The organism is Kosakonia sp. CFBP8986 (genome assembly GCF_034044935.1).
Taxonomy (GTDB): Bacteria; Pseudomonadota; Gammaproteobacteria; order Enterobacterales; family Enterobacteriaceae; genus Kosakonia; species Kosakonia cowanii.
This window is the reverse complement of record NZ_JAXCXB010000011.1, coordinates 82,181-98,936: the sequence shown is the minus strand read 5'-3', so window position 1 is coordinate 98,936 and position 16,756 is coordinate 82,181. Positions and strand designations below refer to the sequence as shown.

12 protein-coding genes are annotated in these 16,756 nt (G+C 59.4%); 6 read left to right on the top strand and 6 right to left on the bottom strand.

Annotated features, from left to right (window positions below):
* Nucleotides 1-32: 32 nt before the first annotated feature.
* Nucleotides 33-797 (top strand): isocitrate lyase/PEP mutase family protein, encoded by a 765-nt coding sequence (locus SOM48_RS20240; protein WP_320512887.1) that lies wholly within the window; start codon nucleotides 33-35, stop codon nucleotides 795-797.
* The gene (locus SOM48_RS20235) at nucleotides 784-1,845 is read left to right on the top strand and encodes a bifunctional transcriptional activator/DNA repair enzyme AdaA (RefSeq protein WP_320512886.1); all 1,062 of its coding nucleotides are present in this window, start codon (nucleotides 784-786) and stop codon (nucleotides 1,843-1,845) included. Before SOM48_RS20240 ends, SOM48_RS20235 begins: the two co-directional genes overlap by 14 nt.
* Nucleotides 1,846-1,864: 19 nt before the next feature.
* On the opposite strand, the gene SOM48_RS20230 is transcribed toward SOM48_RS20235, so the two are convergent.
* From SOM48_RS20230 to ascF, 4 genes are all read right to left on the bottom strand, one after another.
* Nucleotides 1,865-3,679, bottom strand: a complete 1,815-nt coding sequence (locus SOM48_RS20230; RefSeq protein ID WP_320512885.1) for a glycoside hydrolase family 15 protein — start codon at nucleotides 3,677-3,679, stop codon at nucleotides 1,865-1,867.
* Between the two features lie 84 nt (nucleotides 3,680-3,763).
* On the bottom strand, nucleotides 3,764-4,657 hold the full coding sequence (locus SOM48_RS20225) for an SDR family oxidoreductase (RefSeq protein ID WP_023480577.1): 894 nt from the start codon (nucleotides 4,655-4,657) through the stop codon (nucleotides 3,764-3,766).
* 136 nt (nucleotides 4,658-4,793) lie between these two features.
* Nucleotides 4,794-6,218 (bottom strand): 6-phospho-beta-glucosidase, encoded by a 1,425-nt coding sequence (locus SOM48_RS20220; RefSeq protein WP_139566970.1) that lies wholly within the window; start codon nucleotides 6,216-6,218, stop codon nucleotides 4,794-4,796.
* Between the two features lie 20 nt (nucleotides 6,219-6,238).
* Nucleotides 6,239-7,681, bottom strand: coding sequence for a PTS cellobiose/arbutin/salicin transporter subunit IIBC (ascF, locus tag SOM48_RS20215; protein ID WP_139566969.1), 1,443 nt, complete (start codon nucleotides 7,679-7,681; stop codon nucleotides 6,239-6,241).
* A gap of 263 nt (nucleotides 7,682-7,944) precedes the next feature.
* Between ascF and SOM48_RS20210 the strand changes: the two genes are divergently transcribed.
* The 4 genes from SOM48_RS20210 (at nucleotide 7,945) to hypF (ending at nucleotide 14,101) form a co-directional block, all read left to right on the top strand.
* Nucleotides 7,945-8,958, top strand: a complete 1,014-nt coding sequence (locus SOM48_RS20210) for a LacI family DNA-binding transcriptional regulator (RefSeq protein ID WP_320512884.1) — start codon at nucleotides 7,945-7,947, stop codon at nucleotides 8,956-8,958.
* A gap of 133 nt (nucleotides 8,959-9,091) precedes the next feature.
* Nucleotides 9,092-9,637: an electron transport protein HydN gene (gene hydN / locus SOM48_RS20205; protein ID WP_023480526.1), complete on the top strand. Its 546-nt coding sequence runs from the start codon at nucleotides 9,092-9,094 to the stop codon at nucleotides 9,635-9,637.
* A gap of 35 nt (nucleotides 9,638-9,672) precedes the next feature.
* A complete protein-coding gene (gene fdhF / locus SOM48_RS20200) occupies nucleotides 9,673-11,823 on the top strand; it encodes a formate dehydrogenase subunit alpha (RefSeq protein WP_315081011.1) in 2,151 nt (716 codons plus the stop codon).
* Nucleotides 11,824-11,827: 4 nt separating this feature from the next.
* Nucleotides 11,828-14,101 carry a carbamoyltransferase HypF gene (gene hypF / locus SOM48_RS20195; protein ID WP_320512883.1) on the top strand — a complete coding sequence of 758 codons (2,274 nt, stop codon included), beginning with the start codon at nucleotides 11,828-11,830 and terminating at the stop codon, nucleotides 14,099-14,101.
* Here the strand turns inward: hypF and norW are convergent.
* The gene (gene norW, locus SOM48_RS20190) at nucleotides 14,046-15,179 is read right to left on the bottom strand and encodes an NADH:flavorubredoxin reductase NorW (protein WP_320512882.1); all 1,134 of its coding nucleotides are present in this window, start codon (nucleotides 15,177-15,179) and stop codon (nucleotides 14,046-14,048) included. The two genes, hypF and norW, sit on opposite strands and share 56 nt — an antisense overlap.
* The gene (norV, locus tag SOM48_RS20185) at nucleotides 15,176-16,618 is read right to left on the bottom strand and encodes an anaerobic nitric oxide reductase flavorubredoxin (protein WP_320512881.1); all 1,443 of its coding nucleotides are present in this window, start codon (nucleotides 16,616-16,618) and stop codon (nucleotides 15,176-15,178) included. Before norV ends, norW begins: the two co-directional genes overlap by 4 nt.
* Nucleotides 16,619-16,756 lie beyond the last annotated feature (138 nt).

Genomic DNA, 16,756 nt, shown 5'->3' with positions numbered 1-16,756 from the left:
GACTCGGCTCAACAACACCACCGGAGACGACCATGACGTTCAACGACCTTCATCAACAACCTTGCCCTTTACTGTTAGCTAACGTCTGGGATGCAAGCAGTGCCCAGGCGGCGGAGCAGGCGGGCTATGCGGCATTAGGCACTTCAAGTGCCGCTATCGCCGCACAGTTCGGCTATGCCGATGGCGAAGCAATGCCCTTCGCGCATCTGCTCTTTATGGTCGAGCGCATTCGCGCCGTAAGCGATTTACCATTAAGCGTCGATCTGGAGGCGGGTTATGGCCGTTCTGCCGAAGAGATTGCGCAAAATATCCAGCAGTTAATCGCACTGGGCGTGGTCGGTATCAATCTGGAAGATAGCCAGGTGGTCAACGGCATACGATCTCTGGTTGATCCCCTACTTTTCGCGCGTCAGTTGCAAACCCTCGTCAGCCTGCTGCCCGCGGGTTTCTTTTTCAATATCCGTACCGATACCTTTCTGCTTGGGGTCGATGATGCCCTGCAGGAAACGCTGCGGCGCGGCGAACTGTATGCGGACCACGGTGCCAATGGGTTGTTTGTGCCGGGTGTAAAAGAGGACACGGATATCATCACCATTGCGGGACAGGTTGCGCTGCCGCTCAATGTGATGGCCTTACCGGGGCTGGCTGATATTGCTGCACTCTCAAGCTGGGGTGTGCGGCGGATATCAACAGGAAATTTCCTGCATCAAGCGATACAGGCCCGGCTAAAAACGTTACTCTCAGGCATTCAGCGGAAGCAGGTTTTTGAGGAGATTTTCTGCGATGAAAATCAGTGATCCTGTTCAATGCGCGAACTGGTATCAGGCGCTGCTCGACCGCGCCTCGGAGTACACGGGTGTGTTCTTCGTCGGCGTGAAAACCACCGGTGTATTCTGCGTCTCTGTCTGCCGGGCGCGTAAGCCGAAGCGGGAAAATGTCGAGTTTTATAGCGATATGAAATCGGCGCTGGATGCGGGTTTCCGACCGTGCAAAGTGTGCCGACCAACAGAAAATGCCTGCTCTGCGCCAGACTTTATTGAGCAGGCGGTTACGCTGGTGCGTAATAACCTGAAATCCCGCATCAGTGATACGCAGCTGCGTGAGCGAAATATCAGCCCGGAGCGTGTCAGGCGCTGGTTTTTACAACACCATGGCATGACGTTTCAGGCTTTTCAGCGGATGATGCGCGTCAACGTTGCGTTGCAGGAGCTTAAAGGCGGTCGCAGCGCCACCGATGTGGCTTTCGACAGTGGGTATGAATCGCTGAGCGGGTTCGGTTACACCTATAAAAAACTCACCGGTGCCGCGCCGAGCGAAGGACGGCAAACCATCATGATCCACCGCTTCACGACGCCGCTGGGTCCAATGTTTGTCTGCGCTACCGCGCGCGGGGTTTGCCTGCTTGAGTTTGTCGACAGACGTATGCTTGAAACCGAGTTTAGCGATCTGCAACGGTTGCTTAACGCCCGTATTCTTGCCGGCGAGAATGAGCATACGCGGCAGGCCGAAAAGGAGATAAGCGACTATTTTGCAGGCCAGCGCCGCCATTTTGATCTGGCATTAGATCTGCCGGGCAGCGCCTTTCAACGCCTCGTCTGGCAAGGCTTGCAGGATGTGCCATATGGCCAAACAACGCACTATCAATGCCTTGCCGAGCGTATCGATAAACCGCTGGCGGTGAGGGCGGTCGCGGCGGCGAATGGTGCCAACCGGGTGGCAATAGTGATCCCATGCCACCGTATTATCGGTAAAAATGGCACCATGACCGGCTATGGCGGCGGCATTGCCCGCAAAAAGTGGTTAATTGAGCATGAGGCGCGCCACATGTTTAACCTGGCCGGATAGCGCAAGGCGCATCAACCTCTCACGAATGCTCGGTTATCGCCTGCGCGGCGCAGATCAGCGCCAGATGGCTCAACCCCTGCGGCAGGTTGCCGCTCCATTTTCCGGTGCGCACGTCGAACATCTCGTTGAAGGTTTCGACGTTGCCTTTATCGCAGATGCACTCAAGGATCTCCTCCATCGCGGTTTTCGCGCACTCGATCTCACCCATTGCCGCCCAGGCTTCCGCCAGCCAGAACGAACAGGCGACGAAGGTGTTCTCCTCCTCCTGCACGCCGCTGTAGCGGTAGGTCATGGCGCAGCCGTCGCCCAACTCTTCGCGGATGGCGCGGTAGGTGGATAACATGCGCTGCGGATTAACGCTGTTGCCATAGCGGTGCACCAGCGCCAGCGACGCGTCGAGGCGATCCTCGCTTTGCGGATAAAAGAGGTAGGCCTGTTTGCGCTCAGACCAGCAGTGCTCCTCCACCCAGTCGCGAATACGGTCGCGTTCGCGCTCCCAGCGGCCTACCCAGGTCGGCTCAATATGCTTCTCGCGTGCCATCTCGACCGCGCGGTCAAGGGCCAGCCAGCAGGCCATTTTGGAGTGGGTATAGTGCTGGTGCTCGGGCAGTTCCCAGATGCCGCAATCCTTTTGCCGCCAGTGATCGGCGCAGCAGTTCGCCAGCTCGCCCAGTAAACGTGACGTGCGCAGATCGAGCACGTGTCCGGCGTTAACAAACAGCTGCGCCGTCGCCAGCATGTCGCCATACATACTCAATTGCAGCTGATCGCGGGCGTTATTGCCGACGCGCACCGGGCGTGAATCTTTATAGCCACGCAGCGGCGGATAGGTCTCGGCGGGCACTGCTTCGCCCTCCAGCGTATAGCAGGCGTGCAACCGCACACCGTGGCGAATAATGGTTTTGGATAACCAGGAGAAGGCGGCTTTGCACTCCTCCAGCGCGCCGAGAAAGGCGAAGGCTTTAATAATCAGGCAGGCATCGCGCACCCAGGCATAGCGGTAGTCATAATTTTTCTCTTTGCCGACCCCTTCCGGGATCGACGTCGTTGCCGCTGCGGCAAGGGCACCGGTCGGTGAGTACCAGAGAAACTTCAGTGCCAGCGCCGAGCGCCCGACATGATTTTCATACGCCCCGCGGTAGCTGAGACTTTTTGACCAGTCGACCCACGCGGTGTGGCTGGTCTCGATCCGTTCATCAATCGCCGTGAGATCGGGCACCGCCAGCGGCTCTTTCTCCGTCACCAGTAATGCCACCAGCGTGCGGCTCTCAGGAGAGGTCGTAAAGATACCGCGGATCTGCTCATCATCAACATCGACGATCGCCACATCTTCGCTGGTACGCAGCATCGCCATCAGATCGGCAATATGGTAGACATTGCCGTGAGCGGTTTCGTTAAGCCACGGCGAGCAGGTTTCCGCCCGCGTGCCAAAGCGCAGGGAGAGCTTCATTTTCACCTCTCCCTCAAGCCCTTCAACGCGCCGCGCCAGTTCGCTCCACGGCAGGCGGCCCGCCAGCGTGCTGTTAATCGATTCGGTAATGAGCACTTTGCCGCTGTCGGTAGTGAAGGTGGTTTCCAGCACGTTACTGTCATCGCGATAGCGCCGCGTCACGCTGTAGGGCGCATCCGGCTCAAGCTGAAAAAAACCGCCGATATCGGGGTCGAGCAGGCGGTCAAACAGCGGGGCCGAATCAAGGTTGGGCGCGCACCACCAGTCAATTGAGCCATCCGGCGCAATCAGCGCCACGGAGCGGCCTTCGCCGATAGCCGCATAATCGCCCGCCTCGACAAAGCCATTTTCCCGCACGGGAGAGGTGTATTGCGCGTTCTTCACGGTCTGTTGTGTCCTGTTGAGAGGAGGGGAGAAGCGGACGTGGCCGCCGGGCGGCGACCACGAGATGCAGGATTGTGGCAATCCTTACAACGTACCGGTACCCCCGTCGGAGCACCATACCTGGCCGGAGCTGTAGCTGCTTTCCGGCGACGCCATCGTTACGTACAGCGGCGCAATCTCAACCGGCTGGCCTGGGCGTTTCAGCGGTGCGCTGGCACCAAACTGCTGCACTTTCTCCTGCGGCTGACCGCCACTTGATTGCAGCGGTGTCCAGTAAGGACCCGGTGCGACGGCATTGACGCGAATACCTTTCTCGCCCAACTGCTGCGCCAGGGATTTGGTAAAGGCGACAATCGAGGCTTTGGTCTGCGCGTAATCAAGCAGGATCGGGCTTGGCTGGTAGGCCTGCACCGAAGAGGTGTTGATAATGCTCGCACCTTCCGGCAGGTGTTTCACCGCCGCTTTAGTGATCCAGAACATCGCGTAGACGTTGGTCTTAAAGGTGGCGTCGAAATCTTCCGTCGACAGGGTGAGGATCGATTCGTTGAACTGCTGGCGACCGGCGTTGTTAACCAGAATATCCAGCCCGCCAAGGCCTTTGACGGCTTCCTCTACCAGCTGCTGGCAGAAGGCTTCGGAGCGAATATCGCCCGGAATCGCAATCGCTTTGCGGCCTTCTGCTTCAATCAGTTTGATCACTTCTGCCGCATCGGACTCCTCTTCCGGCAGATAGTTAATCGCCACGTCGGCCCCTTCACGGGCATAAGCGATAGCGACAGCGCGCCCGATACCAGAGTCACCCCCGGTGATCAGCGCTTTACGTCCGGTCAAACGGCCAGAACCGCGATAGCTGGTTTCGCCATGATCCGGCACCGGGATCATCTTGCTGGCAAGGCCAGGCGGCGTTTGCGGTTGCTCGGCAAAAGGAGGGGTCGGGTAGTGCGGCGCTAAAGGTCGTTTAGTGTTTTGCTCTGCCATGCTTGCTCCTTAAACGTTATGTAGACACGTGTTTAAGCCTGGCATAGATGTGAGCGTTGTCACGTTACGGGCAGGAAAACCAGGAATATGTGAAATAAAACGGCAGCGAAAAGCGGTGTTTTCGCTGCCGTCAGGATCAGTCGAGATCCGCGCCGTTGCTGGCGATCACCTTCTTATACCACCAGAAGGATTTCTTGCGGCTGCGCGCCAGCGTGCCGTTGCCCTGGTCGTCGCGGTCGACATAGACAAAGCCGTAGCGTTTGCTCATCTCACCGGTGGAGGCCGCCACCAGATCGATGCAGCCCCAGCTGGTGTAACCCATTACCGGAATACCATCTTCAATCGCATCGCCCATCGCGCGGATATGCTCGCGCAGGTAGCTGATGCGGTAATCGTCGTTGATCTCGCCGTTGGCATCGACCTCATCTTTCGCCCCCAGCCCGTTCTCCACCAAAAAGAGCGGCTTCTGATAGCGGTCATACATCATGTTCATAGTGATGCGAAGGCCAAGCGGATCGATACCCCAGCCCCATTCGCTCACCTCAACATGCGGGTTGCGCAGGGATTTGACGATATTCGCCGCGCTGGTGTTGGCGGCATTCATCTCTGCCGAGGCGCAGCGCGAGGCGTAGTAGCTAAAGGAGACAAAATCGACGGTGTTTTTCAGGATATCGTCATCGCCTGCTTCTTTAACAATCTGCACCCCTTTTTCGCGAAATACGCGGGCGGAGTAGGCCGGGTAGCTGCCGCGCGCCTGCACATCGATAAAGAAGAGGTTTTCGCGATCCTTCTCCAGCGCCGTCCAGACATCGGCCGGTTTGCAGGAGTAGGGGTAGAAGTTACCGCCCGCCAGCATGCAGCCCACCTGGTTTTGCGGGTTCACCTCATGGGCGATTTTGGTCGCCAGCGCGCTGGCAATCAGCTCGTGGTGCGCGGCCTGGTACTTCACCTGATCCTGGTTTTCGCCCTCTTCGAACACCAGCCCGGCACCGGAGAAGGGGCTGTGCAGCATGATGTTGATTTCGTTGAAGGTAAGCCAGTACTTCACCAGCCCGTCGAAGGCTTCAAAACAGGTGCGGGCATAGCGGGTGAAAAACTCCACCATTTTGCGGTTGCGCCAGGATCCATACTCCGTCACCAGGTGCATCGGCACATCGAAGTGGCACAGCGTCACCAGCGGTTCGATATTGTACTTTTTGCACTCGGCAAACACCGCGCGATAGAAGGCGATCCCCTCTTCATTCGGCGTTAATTCGTCGCCTTTCGGGTAGAGACGGCTCCAGGCAATCGAGGTGCGGAACACCGTAAAGCCCATCTCCGCCATCAGAGCGATATCCTCTTTGTAGCGATGGTAAAAATCGATCGCCTGATGGCTGGGATAGTACTCATCGTCGCGCAGGGCAAAGCGCTTCTCCTGCCCCAGTTTCACCGCCAGACGGTTCGCGCCGTGCGGGATCATATCGACGGTGGTCAGCCCCTTGCCGCCCTCCAGATATCCCCCTTCCGACTGGTTGGCGGCCAGTGCGCCGCCCCATAAAAATCCTTTCGGAAAAACAGCCATGCGTTACCTCGCTCTATTAATCAGGCTTGTGCTTCTTTTACCGTTACCGGCTGCGCCGTCGGTGCGTTTTTCTCCGCTTCGACCGGAATATCCTCAAAGCCGAGCAGCAGCGTCAGCACAAACGACAGCACCACCGCCAGCGCCATCACGCCAAACACCCAGACAATGGTCATCGGGTTTGCCGGATCGAAGAACTGCACGCTGGTAAATAACCCCGGTGCCGCCATTGAGTGGCTGGCAAGCCCGGCGATACCGGCGACCGCGCCGCAGATAAAGCCGCTGATGAGGCTGGCGATCAGCGGGCGTTTCAGGCGAACCGCCACGCCGTAGAGCGCCGGTTCGGAGATGCCGGCGAGGATCGCCGAGGCCGCCGCCGCCATCGCTGTCTGGCGCAGCTCCGGGTTTTTCGTTTTCCATGCCACCGCCAGCGACGAGCCGCCAAGGGAGAGGTTCGCGCCGATTTCCGACGGCATGACCATCCCCTCTTTACCCGTCTCGGCAATGGTCTGAATGATAGTTGGCGTAAAGACGCGGTGCATACCGGTCATCACCAGCAGCGGCCACAGCGCGCCCATAATGGCAACCGAGAGCCAGCCGAGATAGCCGTGAATGGTGTAAACCAGCGCGGAGATGGCGCTACCGATCCAGATGCCAAGCGGGCCAATCAGCACAATCGCCAGCGGTGCAGCAATCAGCACAATCAGCATCGGCTTGAGGAAGTTTTTCGTCACCGCCGGGGTGATGCGATCGACCCAGCGTTCAATGTAGGAGAGGCACCAGGTCATCACCAGCGCCGGGATAACCGTGTAGGTATATTTCACCGCGGTCACCGGGATCAGCGCAAACTCGACGTGCTCGCCCTGCGCCGCTTTCGCCATCAGCTCGATAAAGCTCGGGTGCACCAGCACACCGGCAATGGCGATCGCCAGCGACATGTTGGTTTTGAATTTCACTGCCGCCGAGGCAGCCACCATCAGCGGCAGGAAGAAGAAGGCTCCGTCGCCAATCACCGTCAGGATGGTCAGGGTGGAGGAGCCTTTGGGCAGCGCGCCGGACATCTCCAGCACCATTGCCAGCAGTTTGACCATCGACCCGCCGATAATCGCCGGGATCAGCGGTGACATGGTGCCGATCAGCGCATCGAGAATGCCCGCGCCGATGCGGCGCAAGGTGAGTTTTTGTTTGGTCTGCGTTTCGACGGGCTGCATATCCTGCGGCAGCAGGCTCACCACTTCACGAAACGCCTGCGAAACCGTGTTACCGATAATCACCTGGCACTGGTTGTCGTTGCGTACCACGCCCATCACGCCGCTGATGCTTTTCAGCGTGGCGCTGTTGATGCGCGTTTCATCTTTCACCACGAAGCGCAGGCGCGTCATGCAGTGCGTTACGGCGGCAATGTTATCGACACCGCCCAGCGCATCTACCACCGAGTGGGCAAGCGCCGCATAGTTCTTAGCCATTGTTTTTTATCCTGTTTAATCAATAGGGTAATGACTTATCGCACGCCCAGGCGGCGATGAAACATGAAATAGGTAACCGGTTCCACAAAATCATGATGAGTTTGTGCGAGTGAAACAAGACCTAAAAATAACCACTTTTCCAAAGCGTGATGGAGATCACCGGATAACCACAAGCGCGCGCTATTTGCCGAATGGTTATCTGTTCCAATACGCGCCGTGGCTGAAGTACACTTCGCCACAGGACATTTGCAGGAGCAGGACAGATGGCGACAATGCAGGAGGTGGCGAAGCGGGCAGGGGTGTCGAAAGCCACGGTTTCACGCGTATTGACGGGCAAAGGCTATGTCAGTGAGGAGACAAAAACCCGCGTCTTTCAGGCAATTAGCGAGAGCGGCTACCGGCCAAACTTGCTGGCGCGCAGCCTTGCCAGCAGCACCACCCAGACGCTGGGATTAGTGGTCACTAACACCCTTTACCACGGCGTCTACTTCAGCGAACTGCTCTCCCACGCGGCGCGCATGACCGAAGACAAAGGGCGTCAGTTGCTGCTGGCAGACGGCAAACACAGCGCCGAAGAGGAGCGTCAGGCGATCCAGTACCTGCTCGATCTGCGCTGCGACGCCGTCATCATCTACCCGCGTTTTCTCAGCGTCGACGAGCTGGATGCGATTATCGACAGCCACGCTCAGCCGATTGTGGTGCTCAACCGCCGCCTGCGCAAAAACCTCAGCCACTGCGTCTTTTGCGATCAGCACGCCGCCAGCCAGCAGGCGGCCTCCGCGCTGATTGCGCGCGGTCATCGCGATATTGCGCTGATCACCGGCTCGCTCGATTCGCCTACAGGTATTGAGCGTTTATCCGGTTACAAAGACGCGCTGCAACAGCAGGGCATTGCGGTACGTAACGAATTGATTGTCGAAGGGAAATGGACACCACAAAGCGGCGCGCTCGGCGTGCGTGAACTGCTGGAGCGCAAGGTCTCTTTCAGCGCGCTGGTGGCGAGCAATGATGACATGGCGGTGGGTGCTATCAAACAGTTGCATGACAGCGGCATCGCCATACCCGGTCAGGTTTCCGTGGTGGGCTTTGATGATATCGCTATGGCCCCCTTCACCGTGCCGGCGCTCTCCAGCGTCAAAATCCCGGTCACCGGCATGATCAAAGAGACCATCAACCGCCTGATCTTTATGCTCGATGGCGGCGACTTTACCCTGCAATCCACCTTTCCCGGCGAGTTGATCCTGCGCGACTCCATCACCAGCGGCCCCTGCGCCTGAGGTGTCAGCCGTCATCGACACTTCTGTCGATGACAGCGCTGCGCTTTTACTAACATCATTAAATTCAGCCACTTAAAAAGTGGCACGCTTTATGAATACTTCAGCGGGACAAGGCTCTTAGCTGGAGAAAATGATGAACCGATTTATTATGGCCGACGCCGCAAAATGCATCGGCTGCCGCACCTGCGAGGTGGCCTGCGTGGTCTCCCATCAGGCGGATCGCGACTGCGCGGCGCTCACCCCGGAAACTTTCCTGCCGCGTATTCATGTGGTGAAAGGCGTCAATGTGTCGACGGCGACCATGTGTCGTCAGTGCGAAGACGCGCCCTGCGCCAATGTCTGCCCGAACGGCGCCATCCGCCGCGACGAAGGTTTTGTGCATGTGATGCAGGAGCGCTGCATCGGCTGCAAAACCTGCGTGGTGGCCTGCCCCTATGGCGCGATGGAGGTGGTGGTGCGTCCGGTTATTCGCCACAGCGGCGCGGGCCTCAATGTGCGGGCGGAAAAAGCCGAAGCCAACAAGTGCGATCTCTGCCACCACAGCGAGAGCGGCCCGGCCTGCATTCAGGCCTGCCCGACCAAGGCGCTGGTCTGCATCGATCGTAATGTGCTGGAGCAGATGAGCGCGGATAAACGGCGTCGCGCCGCGCTCGACAGTTCGCTCTCCATTACCTTCTAACCCCTTTACTTTCACTTTTAACAGGTCTGTTACTGATGAAGAAGATCACAAGTGTTTGCCCATACTGCGGCGCGGGCTGCAAACTGAAACTGGTTGTTGATGACGGGAAAATCATCCGCGCGGAAGCCGCTGACGGCCATACCAACCAGAATGAACTCTGCCTGAAAGGCTACTACGGCTGGGATTTCCTCAACGACACCAAACTGCTCACCCCGCGCCTGACGCAACCGATGATCCGCTATCAAAAAGGGGGCAAGCTCACCCCGGTCAGTTGGGATGAAGCGATCCGCTACACCGCTAAGCGCCTTAGCGAAATCAAAGCCCAGTTCGGCCCGCGCGCCATTATGACCACCGGTTCATCACGCGGGACGGGGAACGAAACTAACTATGTGATGCAGAAGTTCGCCCGCGGCGTGCTCAACACCAATAATGTCGACTGCTGCGCCCGCGTCTGCCATGGCCCCTCTGTTGCCGGGTTGCAGGAGACCCTCGGTAACGGCGCGATGAGCAACTCCATCAGTGACATTGAAAACTCCCGCTGCCTGCTGATTTTTGGCTACAACTGCGCCGATTCGCACCCGATCGTGGCGCGAAGAGTGATTAAAGCCCGGCAAAATGGCGCGAAAATTATTGTCTGCGATCCGCGTCGGATCGAGACCGCGCGCATCGCCGACCAGCATCTGCAACTGAAAAATGGCTGCAATATGGCACTGGTCAACGCCTTCGGCTATGTGCTGCTCGAAGAGGAGCTGTATGACAAAGATTATGTCGCCAGCTTTACCACCGGGCTGGATGCCTACCGTGAAACGGTAAAAGAGTACGCGCCGGAAGCGGTGGAACACCTTACCGGCGTGCCGGCAAAACAGGTGCGCCAGGCGATGCGCACCTTTGCCGCCGCGCCGTCCGCCACCATTATGTGGGGCATGGGCGTGACGCAGTTTGGTCAGGCGGTCGATGTGGTGAAAGGGTTATCGAGCCTCGCGCTGCTCACCGGCAACCTCGGCCGCGAGCATGTCGGCGTCGGCCCGGTGCGCGGTCAAAACAATGTGCAGGGCGCATGCGATATGGGCGTCATCCCGAACCAGTTCCCCGGTTATCAGGATGTGGTTGATCCGCAGGTACGGGCGAAATTCGCCAATGCCTGGGGGATCGATCCGGCGGTGATGGATGATCAGGTGGGCGTGCGCATTACCGAAGTGCCGCACCTGGCGCTGGAGGGCAAAGTGAAAGCCTACTACATCATGGGCGAGGATCCGCTACAGACCGAAGCGGACCTGGGCCTGGTGCGCAAAGGCTTTGAGGCCCTCGACTTTATCGTGGTGCAGGATATCTTTATGACCAAAACCGCCGAACAGGCGGACGTGCTGCTGCCCGCCACCTCGTGGGGTGAACATGGCGGCGTCTTTACCTGTGCCGACCGTGGTTTCCAGCGCTTCGAAAAAGCGATTGAGCCGACCTATAACGTCAAACGTGACTGGGAAATTATCAGCCTGATCGCCACCGAGATGGGCTACCCGATGCACTACGACAACAATCAGCAGATTTGGGACGAACTGCGCGAACTCTGCCCGCTCTTTTATGGCGTCACCTACGAGAAGATGGGCGATATGGGCCATGTTCAGTGGCCGTGTCCGACGCTCGAACACCCCGGCACGCCTTACCTTTACCACGACAACAAGTTTGATACGCCGGATGGCAAAGGCCACCTCTTCGCCGCGCCGTGGCGTGCGCCCGCCGAGCGTCCGGACAGCGAATTCCCGCTGGTGCTCTGTACCGTGCGCGAAGTGGGGCACTACTCCTGCCGCTCAATGACCGGCAACTGCGCGGCGCTGCAAACCCTCGCCGATGAGCCGGGCTTTATGCAGATCAACCCGCAGGATGCCGATGCGCTGGGGATCCGTGACCGTCAGCTGGTGTGGGTAGAGTCGCGTCGCGGGAAGGTGATCACCCGCGCGGATGTCAGCGAGCGCATCAACCAGGGCAGCGTCTATATGACTTACCAGTGGTGGATCGGTGCCTGTAACGAGCTGACGCAGGATAATCTGGATCCGATATCGAAAACGCCGGAGACCAAATATTGCGCGGTACGGGTGAGTGCGATCAACGATCAATCCTGGGCCGAAGCGTACACTCAGCGCACCTATCAACAGATGAAGACGCGCCTGCGCGATGCGGCGCTGCAATGATGATATGAGCCAAAGCCCTGGAGTTTGCTTACGCGTTTACGGAAAAGTGCAGGGGGTGGGCTTCCGCCCCTTTGTCTGGCAACTGGCGCAGCAGCTGGCGCTGAACGGCGATGTCTGTAACGACGCGCAGGGCGTAGAGATACGCCTCGCTGGTGACGCGCAGGCCTTTCTCCGCCTTCTGCACCAGCGCTGTCCGCCGCTGGCGCGCATCGATCGCGTTGAGCAGCACCTCTTTTACTGGCCTGTTTTACCGCAGGCCTTCACCATCCGCGACAGCGCGGGCGGGGCAATGGATACGCAGATTGTTCCCGATGCCGCGACCTGTCCTGACTGCCTGGCGGAGATGTTCGACCCCGCCGGGCGCCGCTACCGTTACCCCTTTATCAACTGCACCCACTGCGGGCCGCGTTTTACCATCATTCACGCCATGCCCTATGACCGCCCGTTGACGGTGATGGCGGCGTTTCCTCTCTGCCTGGCCTGCGAGGCGGAGTATCGCAATCCGCTGGACAGGCGATTTCACGCCCAGCCGGTAGCCTGCGCGGAATGTGGGCCGCAGCTGAGCTGGCATGATGCGAGCTACCGGGCGACGGGCGAAGAGGCGTTGCAGATGGCGGTGGCGCTGATCAAAAGTGGCGGCGTGGTGGCGGTAAAAGGCATTGGCGGCTTCCATCTGGTCTGCGATGCGGGCAACGAGGCCGCCGTGCGCTATCTGCGCGCGCGAAAACAGCGCCCGACCAAGCCGTTGGCGGTAATGCTGGTGTCAAGCGATGGCCTCTCCCCTGAAGCGCAGCGCCTGCTGGCCACACCTGCGGCGCCGATTGTGCTGGTGGAAAGCGCAAGCATCAGCGGCCTGTGCGAGGCCATTGCGCCTGGGCTTGATGAGATTGGTGTGATGCTGCCTTCAAACCCGGTGCAGCATCTGCTGGCGCAGGCGTTGCAGCGCCCGCTGGTGATGACCTCCGGCAACCTCAGCGGCAAACCGCCCGCGCTCACCAACGCTGCCGCGCAGGCTGAGCTGGCGTCTATAGTCGACGGTTTCCTGCTGCATAATCGCGACATTGTGCAGCGTATGGATGACTCCGTGGTGCGGGCGAGCGGCGAGATGCTGCGGCGCGCGAGGGGCTATGTACCCGATGCGCTGCCGCTGCCGCCGGGCTTTCGTGATATTCCGCCGCTGCTCTGCCTCGGCGCGCAGATGAAAAACACCTTCTGCCTGCTGCGCGGCGAGAGCGCCGTGCCGGGGCAGCATTTCGGCGATTTAACCGATGAGGGCGTTGAGGCGCAGTGGCAAAACGCCCTGCGCCTGATGCAGCAGATCTACGATTTCACGCCGCAGCAGGTGGTGGTGGACGCGCATCCGGCTTACCGCACTCGGGCATGGGCGGATCGCACCGGTCTGCCGCTTCGCACCGTGCTGCATCACCATGCCCATGCTGCCGCCTGCCTGGGTGAGCATGGCTGGCCGCTCGACGGCGGGGATGTGATTGCCATCACCCTTGATGGTATCGGCATGGGTGAGGGCGGTGCGCTGTGGGGCGGGGAGTGTTTGCGGGTTAACTACCGCGACTGCGAGCATCTCGGCGGCCTGCCAGCTGTGGCGCTGCCGGGGGGCGATCTCGCCGCGCGTCAGCCGTGGCGCAACTTGCTGGCGCAGATGCTGGCCTTTGTTGAGAGGTGGCAGGCGTACCCGGAAACGGCGCTTATCCGGCAGCAGAACTGGCCGGTGCTGGAGCGAGCAATCGCGCGCGGCATCAACGCGCCGCTGGCCTCATCCTGCGGGCGGCTGTTTGACGCGGTGGCCTGCGCGCTCGGCTGCGCGCCAGAGCAGCTTAGCTATGAAGGGGAGGCCGCCTGCCAGCTGGAAGCGCTGGCGGCAAAGGCGGAAAACGTTGAGCACCCGGTAAAGATGCCGCTTTGCGGGAACCGGCTCGATCTGGCGACCTTCTGGCAGACGTGGCTGGGCTGGCAGGCGCTACCCTCCGCGCGGGCGTGGGCATTCCACGATGCGCTGGCGTGCGGCTTTGCTGAGCTTGCGCGCGAGCAGGCCTGCAAGCGCGGCATTACGACACTGGTGTTCAGCGGCGGCGTGCTGCATAACCGCCTGCTGAAAGCCCGCTTACAGCACTACCTGGCCGATTTCACGCTGCTTTTTCCCCACCAGCTTCCGGCCGGGGATGGCGGCATCGCCTTCGGCCAGGGGCTGGTGGCGGCCGCGCGGGCTATTGCCCCAGCGCCTTCAGCAGCGCAAAGGCCTCTTTCATGCGATCTTCACTGACCACAAACGCGCGCAGCTTATCATCAATGTCGACCCCTTTTGCCACCATGCCTGCGGCATCGGTAGCGATGTGCCAGCGCAGGTCGGCGCGCGAGGTTTCACCCGCCAGGTGCAGCGGCATCAGCGGCGTTTTCACCTTCACCAGCATCGTCGGCAGCGTCAGTTGTGCCGGGCTTCCGGTCAGGTTTTTCGCCAGCGTCATGGCGCTGAGCTGAATGGGTTGCAGGAAGGGCAGCACCTGACCGTGGATTTCGGCGCAGTCGCCCAGCGCGAAGATATGCGGATGGCTGGTTTGCAGCGTTGCGTCGACGACAATTCCGCGGCGGGTCTCCAGCCCGGCAGCTTGCGCCAGCGCGGTGTGCGGCACCAGGCCGGTGGCGGCGACCACCACATCGGCATCGATACTGCGTTCATCATCCAGCTGCGCCCGTACGCCGCTCTCCCGAGCCTCAAGCCGTGCAAGCTTAGCGGCGAGCAGCAGGCGCACGCCGTTTGCCGTCAGGCAGTGTTGCAGGCGAGCGCTCACCTCCGGCGGCATCAGCGCCGGAAGGATGCTGGCGGCGTTATCCAGCAGGGTGACGGTTTTCCCGGCGCGCTGAAAATCCATCGCTAACTCACAGCCAATCAGCCCGGCACCGACAATCAGCACCCGCTTTGCCGCCCGCAGTTGCTCTTCGCAGGCGTGGTACTCCTGCAAACTGTTGAGCGTCAGCATCATTTCACGCCCCGGCAGCGGCGGCACAAAGGCTTTCGCCCCGGTCGCCAGCACTAACTTATCGTACTGCCAGCTTCTGTCGGCGCTTTTCACCACCTGCGCATGGGGATCGATGGCGGTGACAAAGGTGTAGGGGAAAAGGCGCACGTTGAGCTGCTCGGCGAAGTCGCCCGCCGTCTGGCGGATCAGATCCTCAGCGCGTTGCGCCTGGCTTATCACATGGCTCAGTTCCGGCTTGCTGTACTCTTCCATGCCGTCGGCGGCAATCAGCGTCAGCGGCACGTGGCTGTCCAGCTTGCGGATATTTTTCACCAGCGTGCGGGCGGCGAAGCCCGAGCCGATAATCACAATCCCGGCGCTCATTTTGCCTCCACTGCCAGTTCGTCAAATACCTCTTTACCCAGCGAACACTCCGGGCAGAGGAAGGTGTCTGGCACCTCAGACCATGGCGTACCCGGCGCGACATCCTGCATCGGCTCGCCTGTTTGCGGGTCATAAATCCACTGGCAGACGCTGCACTGCATACGCGGGCCGAGATCGGCGGCTGATTCTGCGCAGCCGCTGGCGGCTTGCGCGGCGGGCTGGCTGAGCGGCTCCGGCAGCGGAGCGAGCGCCCACTGGCGGGCGATATCGCGCCCGTGCTGGCGGCAGATCTCCAGCGCGTCGATATCCGGCCGCCATTTCGCTTTCAGGCTGAGGGACATCTCAAACCCGGCATCCTGCAAACGCGTCGAAAGGCGATCAACCGCGCCGCCGCTCCAGCCATGGGAGCCGAAGGCGCTGGCGCGCTTATTGCGAAAACGCAGGCCGGTAATCTCCTCTACCAGCCCGGCGATCTTCGGCATCATCACGTTGTTCATCGTCGAGGTACCGACCAGCACCCCTTTAGAGCGGAAAACATTGGTGAGCACGTCGTTTTTATCGCTGCGCGCGACGTTGAAGATTTTCACCGCCACGCGCGGATCGACTTCGGTAATTCCCTGGGCGATGGCGTCGGCCATCATGCGGGTGTTGTTCGACATGGTGTCGTAGAAAATGGTGATGCGATCTTCCTGATAATCCGCCGCCCATTTCAGATACAGCTCAACGATCTGCGTCGGGTTATCGCGCCACACTACGCCGTGGGAGGTGGCAATCATTTCTACCGGCAGGTTAAAACCGAGGATCTCGGTAATTTTCGGCGTCACCAGGCGGCTAAAGGGGGTGAGGATATTGGCGTAGTAGCGCTGGCACTGCTCAAACAGCTCGGCCTGATCCACCTCATCATTGAACAGATGTTCGTCGCAGTAGTGCTGGCCGAAAGCGTCATTGCTGAACAGCACGGCGTCGCCGGTCAGGTAGGTCATCATGCTGTCGGGCCAGTGCAGCATTGGCGTTTCGACAAAGATCAGCTGTTTGCCGTTGCCGATATCCAGCGTATCGCCGGTTTTCACCACATGGAAATTCCATTCAGGGTGGTGATGGTAACCGTTAATCGAGTCGATAGCGTTATGGGTACAGTAGATTGGCGTATCGGGGATATGCGACATCAGCTCCGTCAGCGCGCCCGCGTGATCTTCTTCGGCGTGGTTAATGACGATGTAGTCGATCATCGCCAGATCGATCTCGCCGCGCAGGTTCTGCACGAACTCGCGGCTGAATTTGTGATCGACGGTGTCAATCAGCACGTTTTTGCCCTCGCGGATCAGGTAGCTGTTATAGCTACTGCCCTTCAGCGTTTTGTATTCGGTGCCGTGAAAATCACGAACTTCCCAGTCGCGTTGTCCAACCCAGTGGATATTGTTTTTTACATGAATCGCCATGATCGTAATCCTGTGCAGTTTCTCAATGTGATACATGGCTATATCAAGAGGCGTGCCAGCTTTTTATCATTTTGATATTGATATATTTTTTTAAAATAATCGAAAATTAGAATGTCATTATGACTATGATAAATACAG

Coding starts and splice junctions, on each gene's coding strand:
- SOM48_RS20240 (WP_320512887.1), top strand. CDS start 33: ATGACGTTCAACGACCTTCATCAACAACCTTGCCCTTTACTGTTAGCT.
- SOM48_RS20235 (WP_320512886.1), top strand. CDS start 784: ATGAAAATCAGTGATCCTGTTCAATGCGCGAACTGGTATCAGGCGCTG.
- SOM48_RS20225 (WP_023480577.1), bottom strand. CDS start 4,657: ATGGCAGAGCAAAACACTAAACGACCTTTAGCGCCGCACTACCCGACC.
- SOM48_RS20220 (WP_139566970.1), bottom strand. CDS start 6,218: ATGGCTGTTTTTCCGAAAGGATTTTTATGGGGCGGCGCACTGGCCGCC.
- ascF (WP_139566969.1), bottom strand. CDS start 7,681: ATGGCTAAGAACTATGCGGCGCTTGCCCACTCGGTGGTAGATGCGCTG.
- SOM48_RS20210 (WP_320512884.1), top strand. CDS start 7,945: ATGGCGACAATGCAGGAGGTGGCGAAGCGGGCAGGGGTGTCGAAAGCC.
- hydN (WP_023480526.1), top strand. CDS start 9,092: ATGAACCGATTTATTATGGCCGACGCCGCAAAATGCATCGGCTGCCGC.
- fdhF (WP_315081011.1), top strand. CDS start 9,673: ATGAAGAAGATCACAAGTGTTTGCCCATACTGCGGCGCGGGCTGCAAA.
- hypF (WP_320512883.1), top strand. CDS start 11,828: ATGAGCCAAAGCCCTGGAGTTTGCTTACGCGTTTACGGAAAAGTGCAG.
- norW (WP_320512882.1), bottom strand. CDS start 15,179: ATGAGCGCCGGGATTGTGATTATCGGCTCGGGCTTCGCCGCCCGCACG.
- norV (WP_320512881.1), bottom strand. CDS start 16,618: ATGGCGATTCATGTAAAAAACAATATCCACTGGGTTGGACAACGCGAC.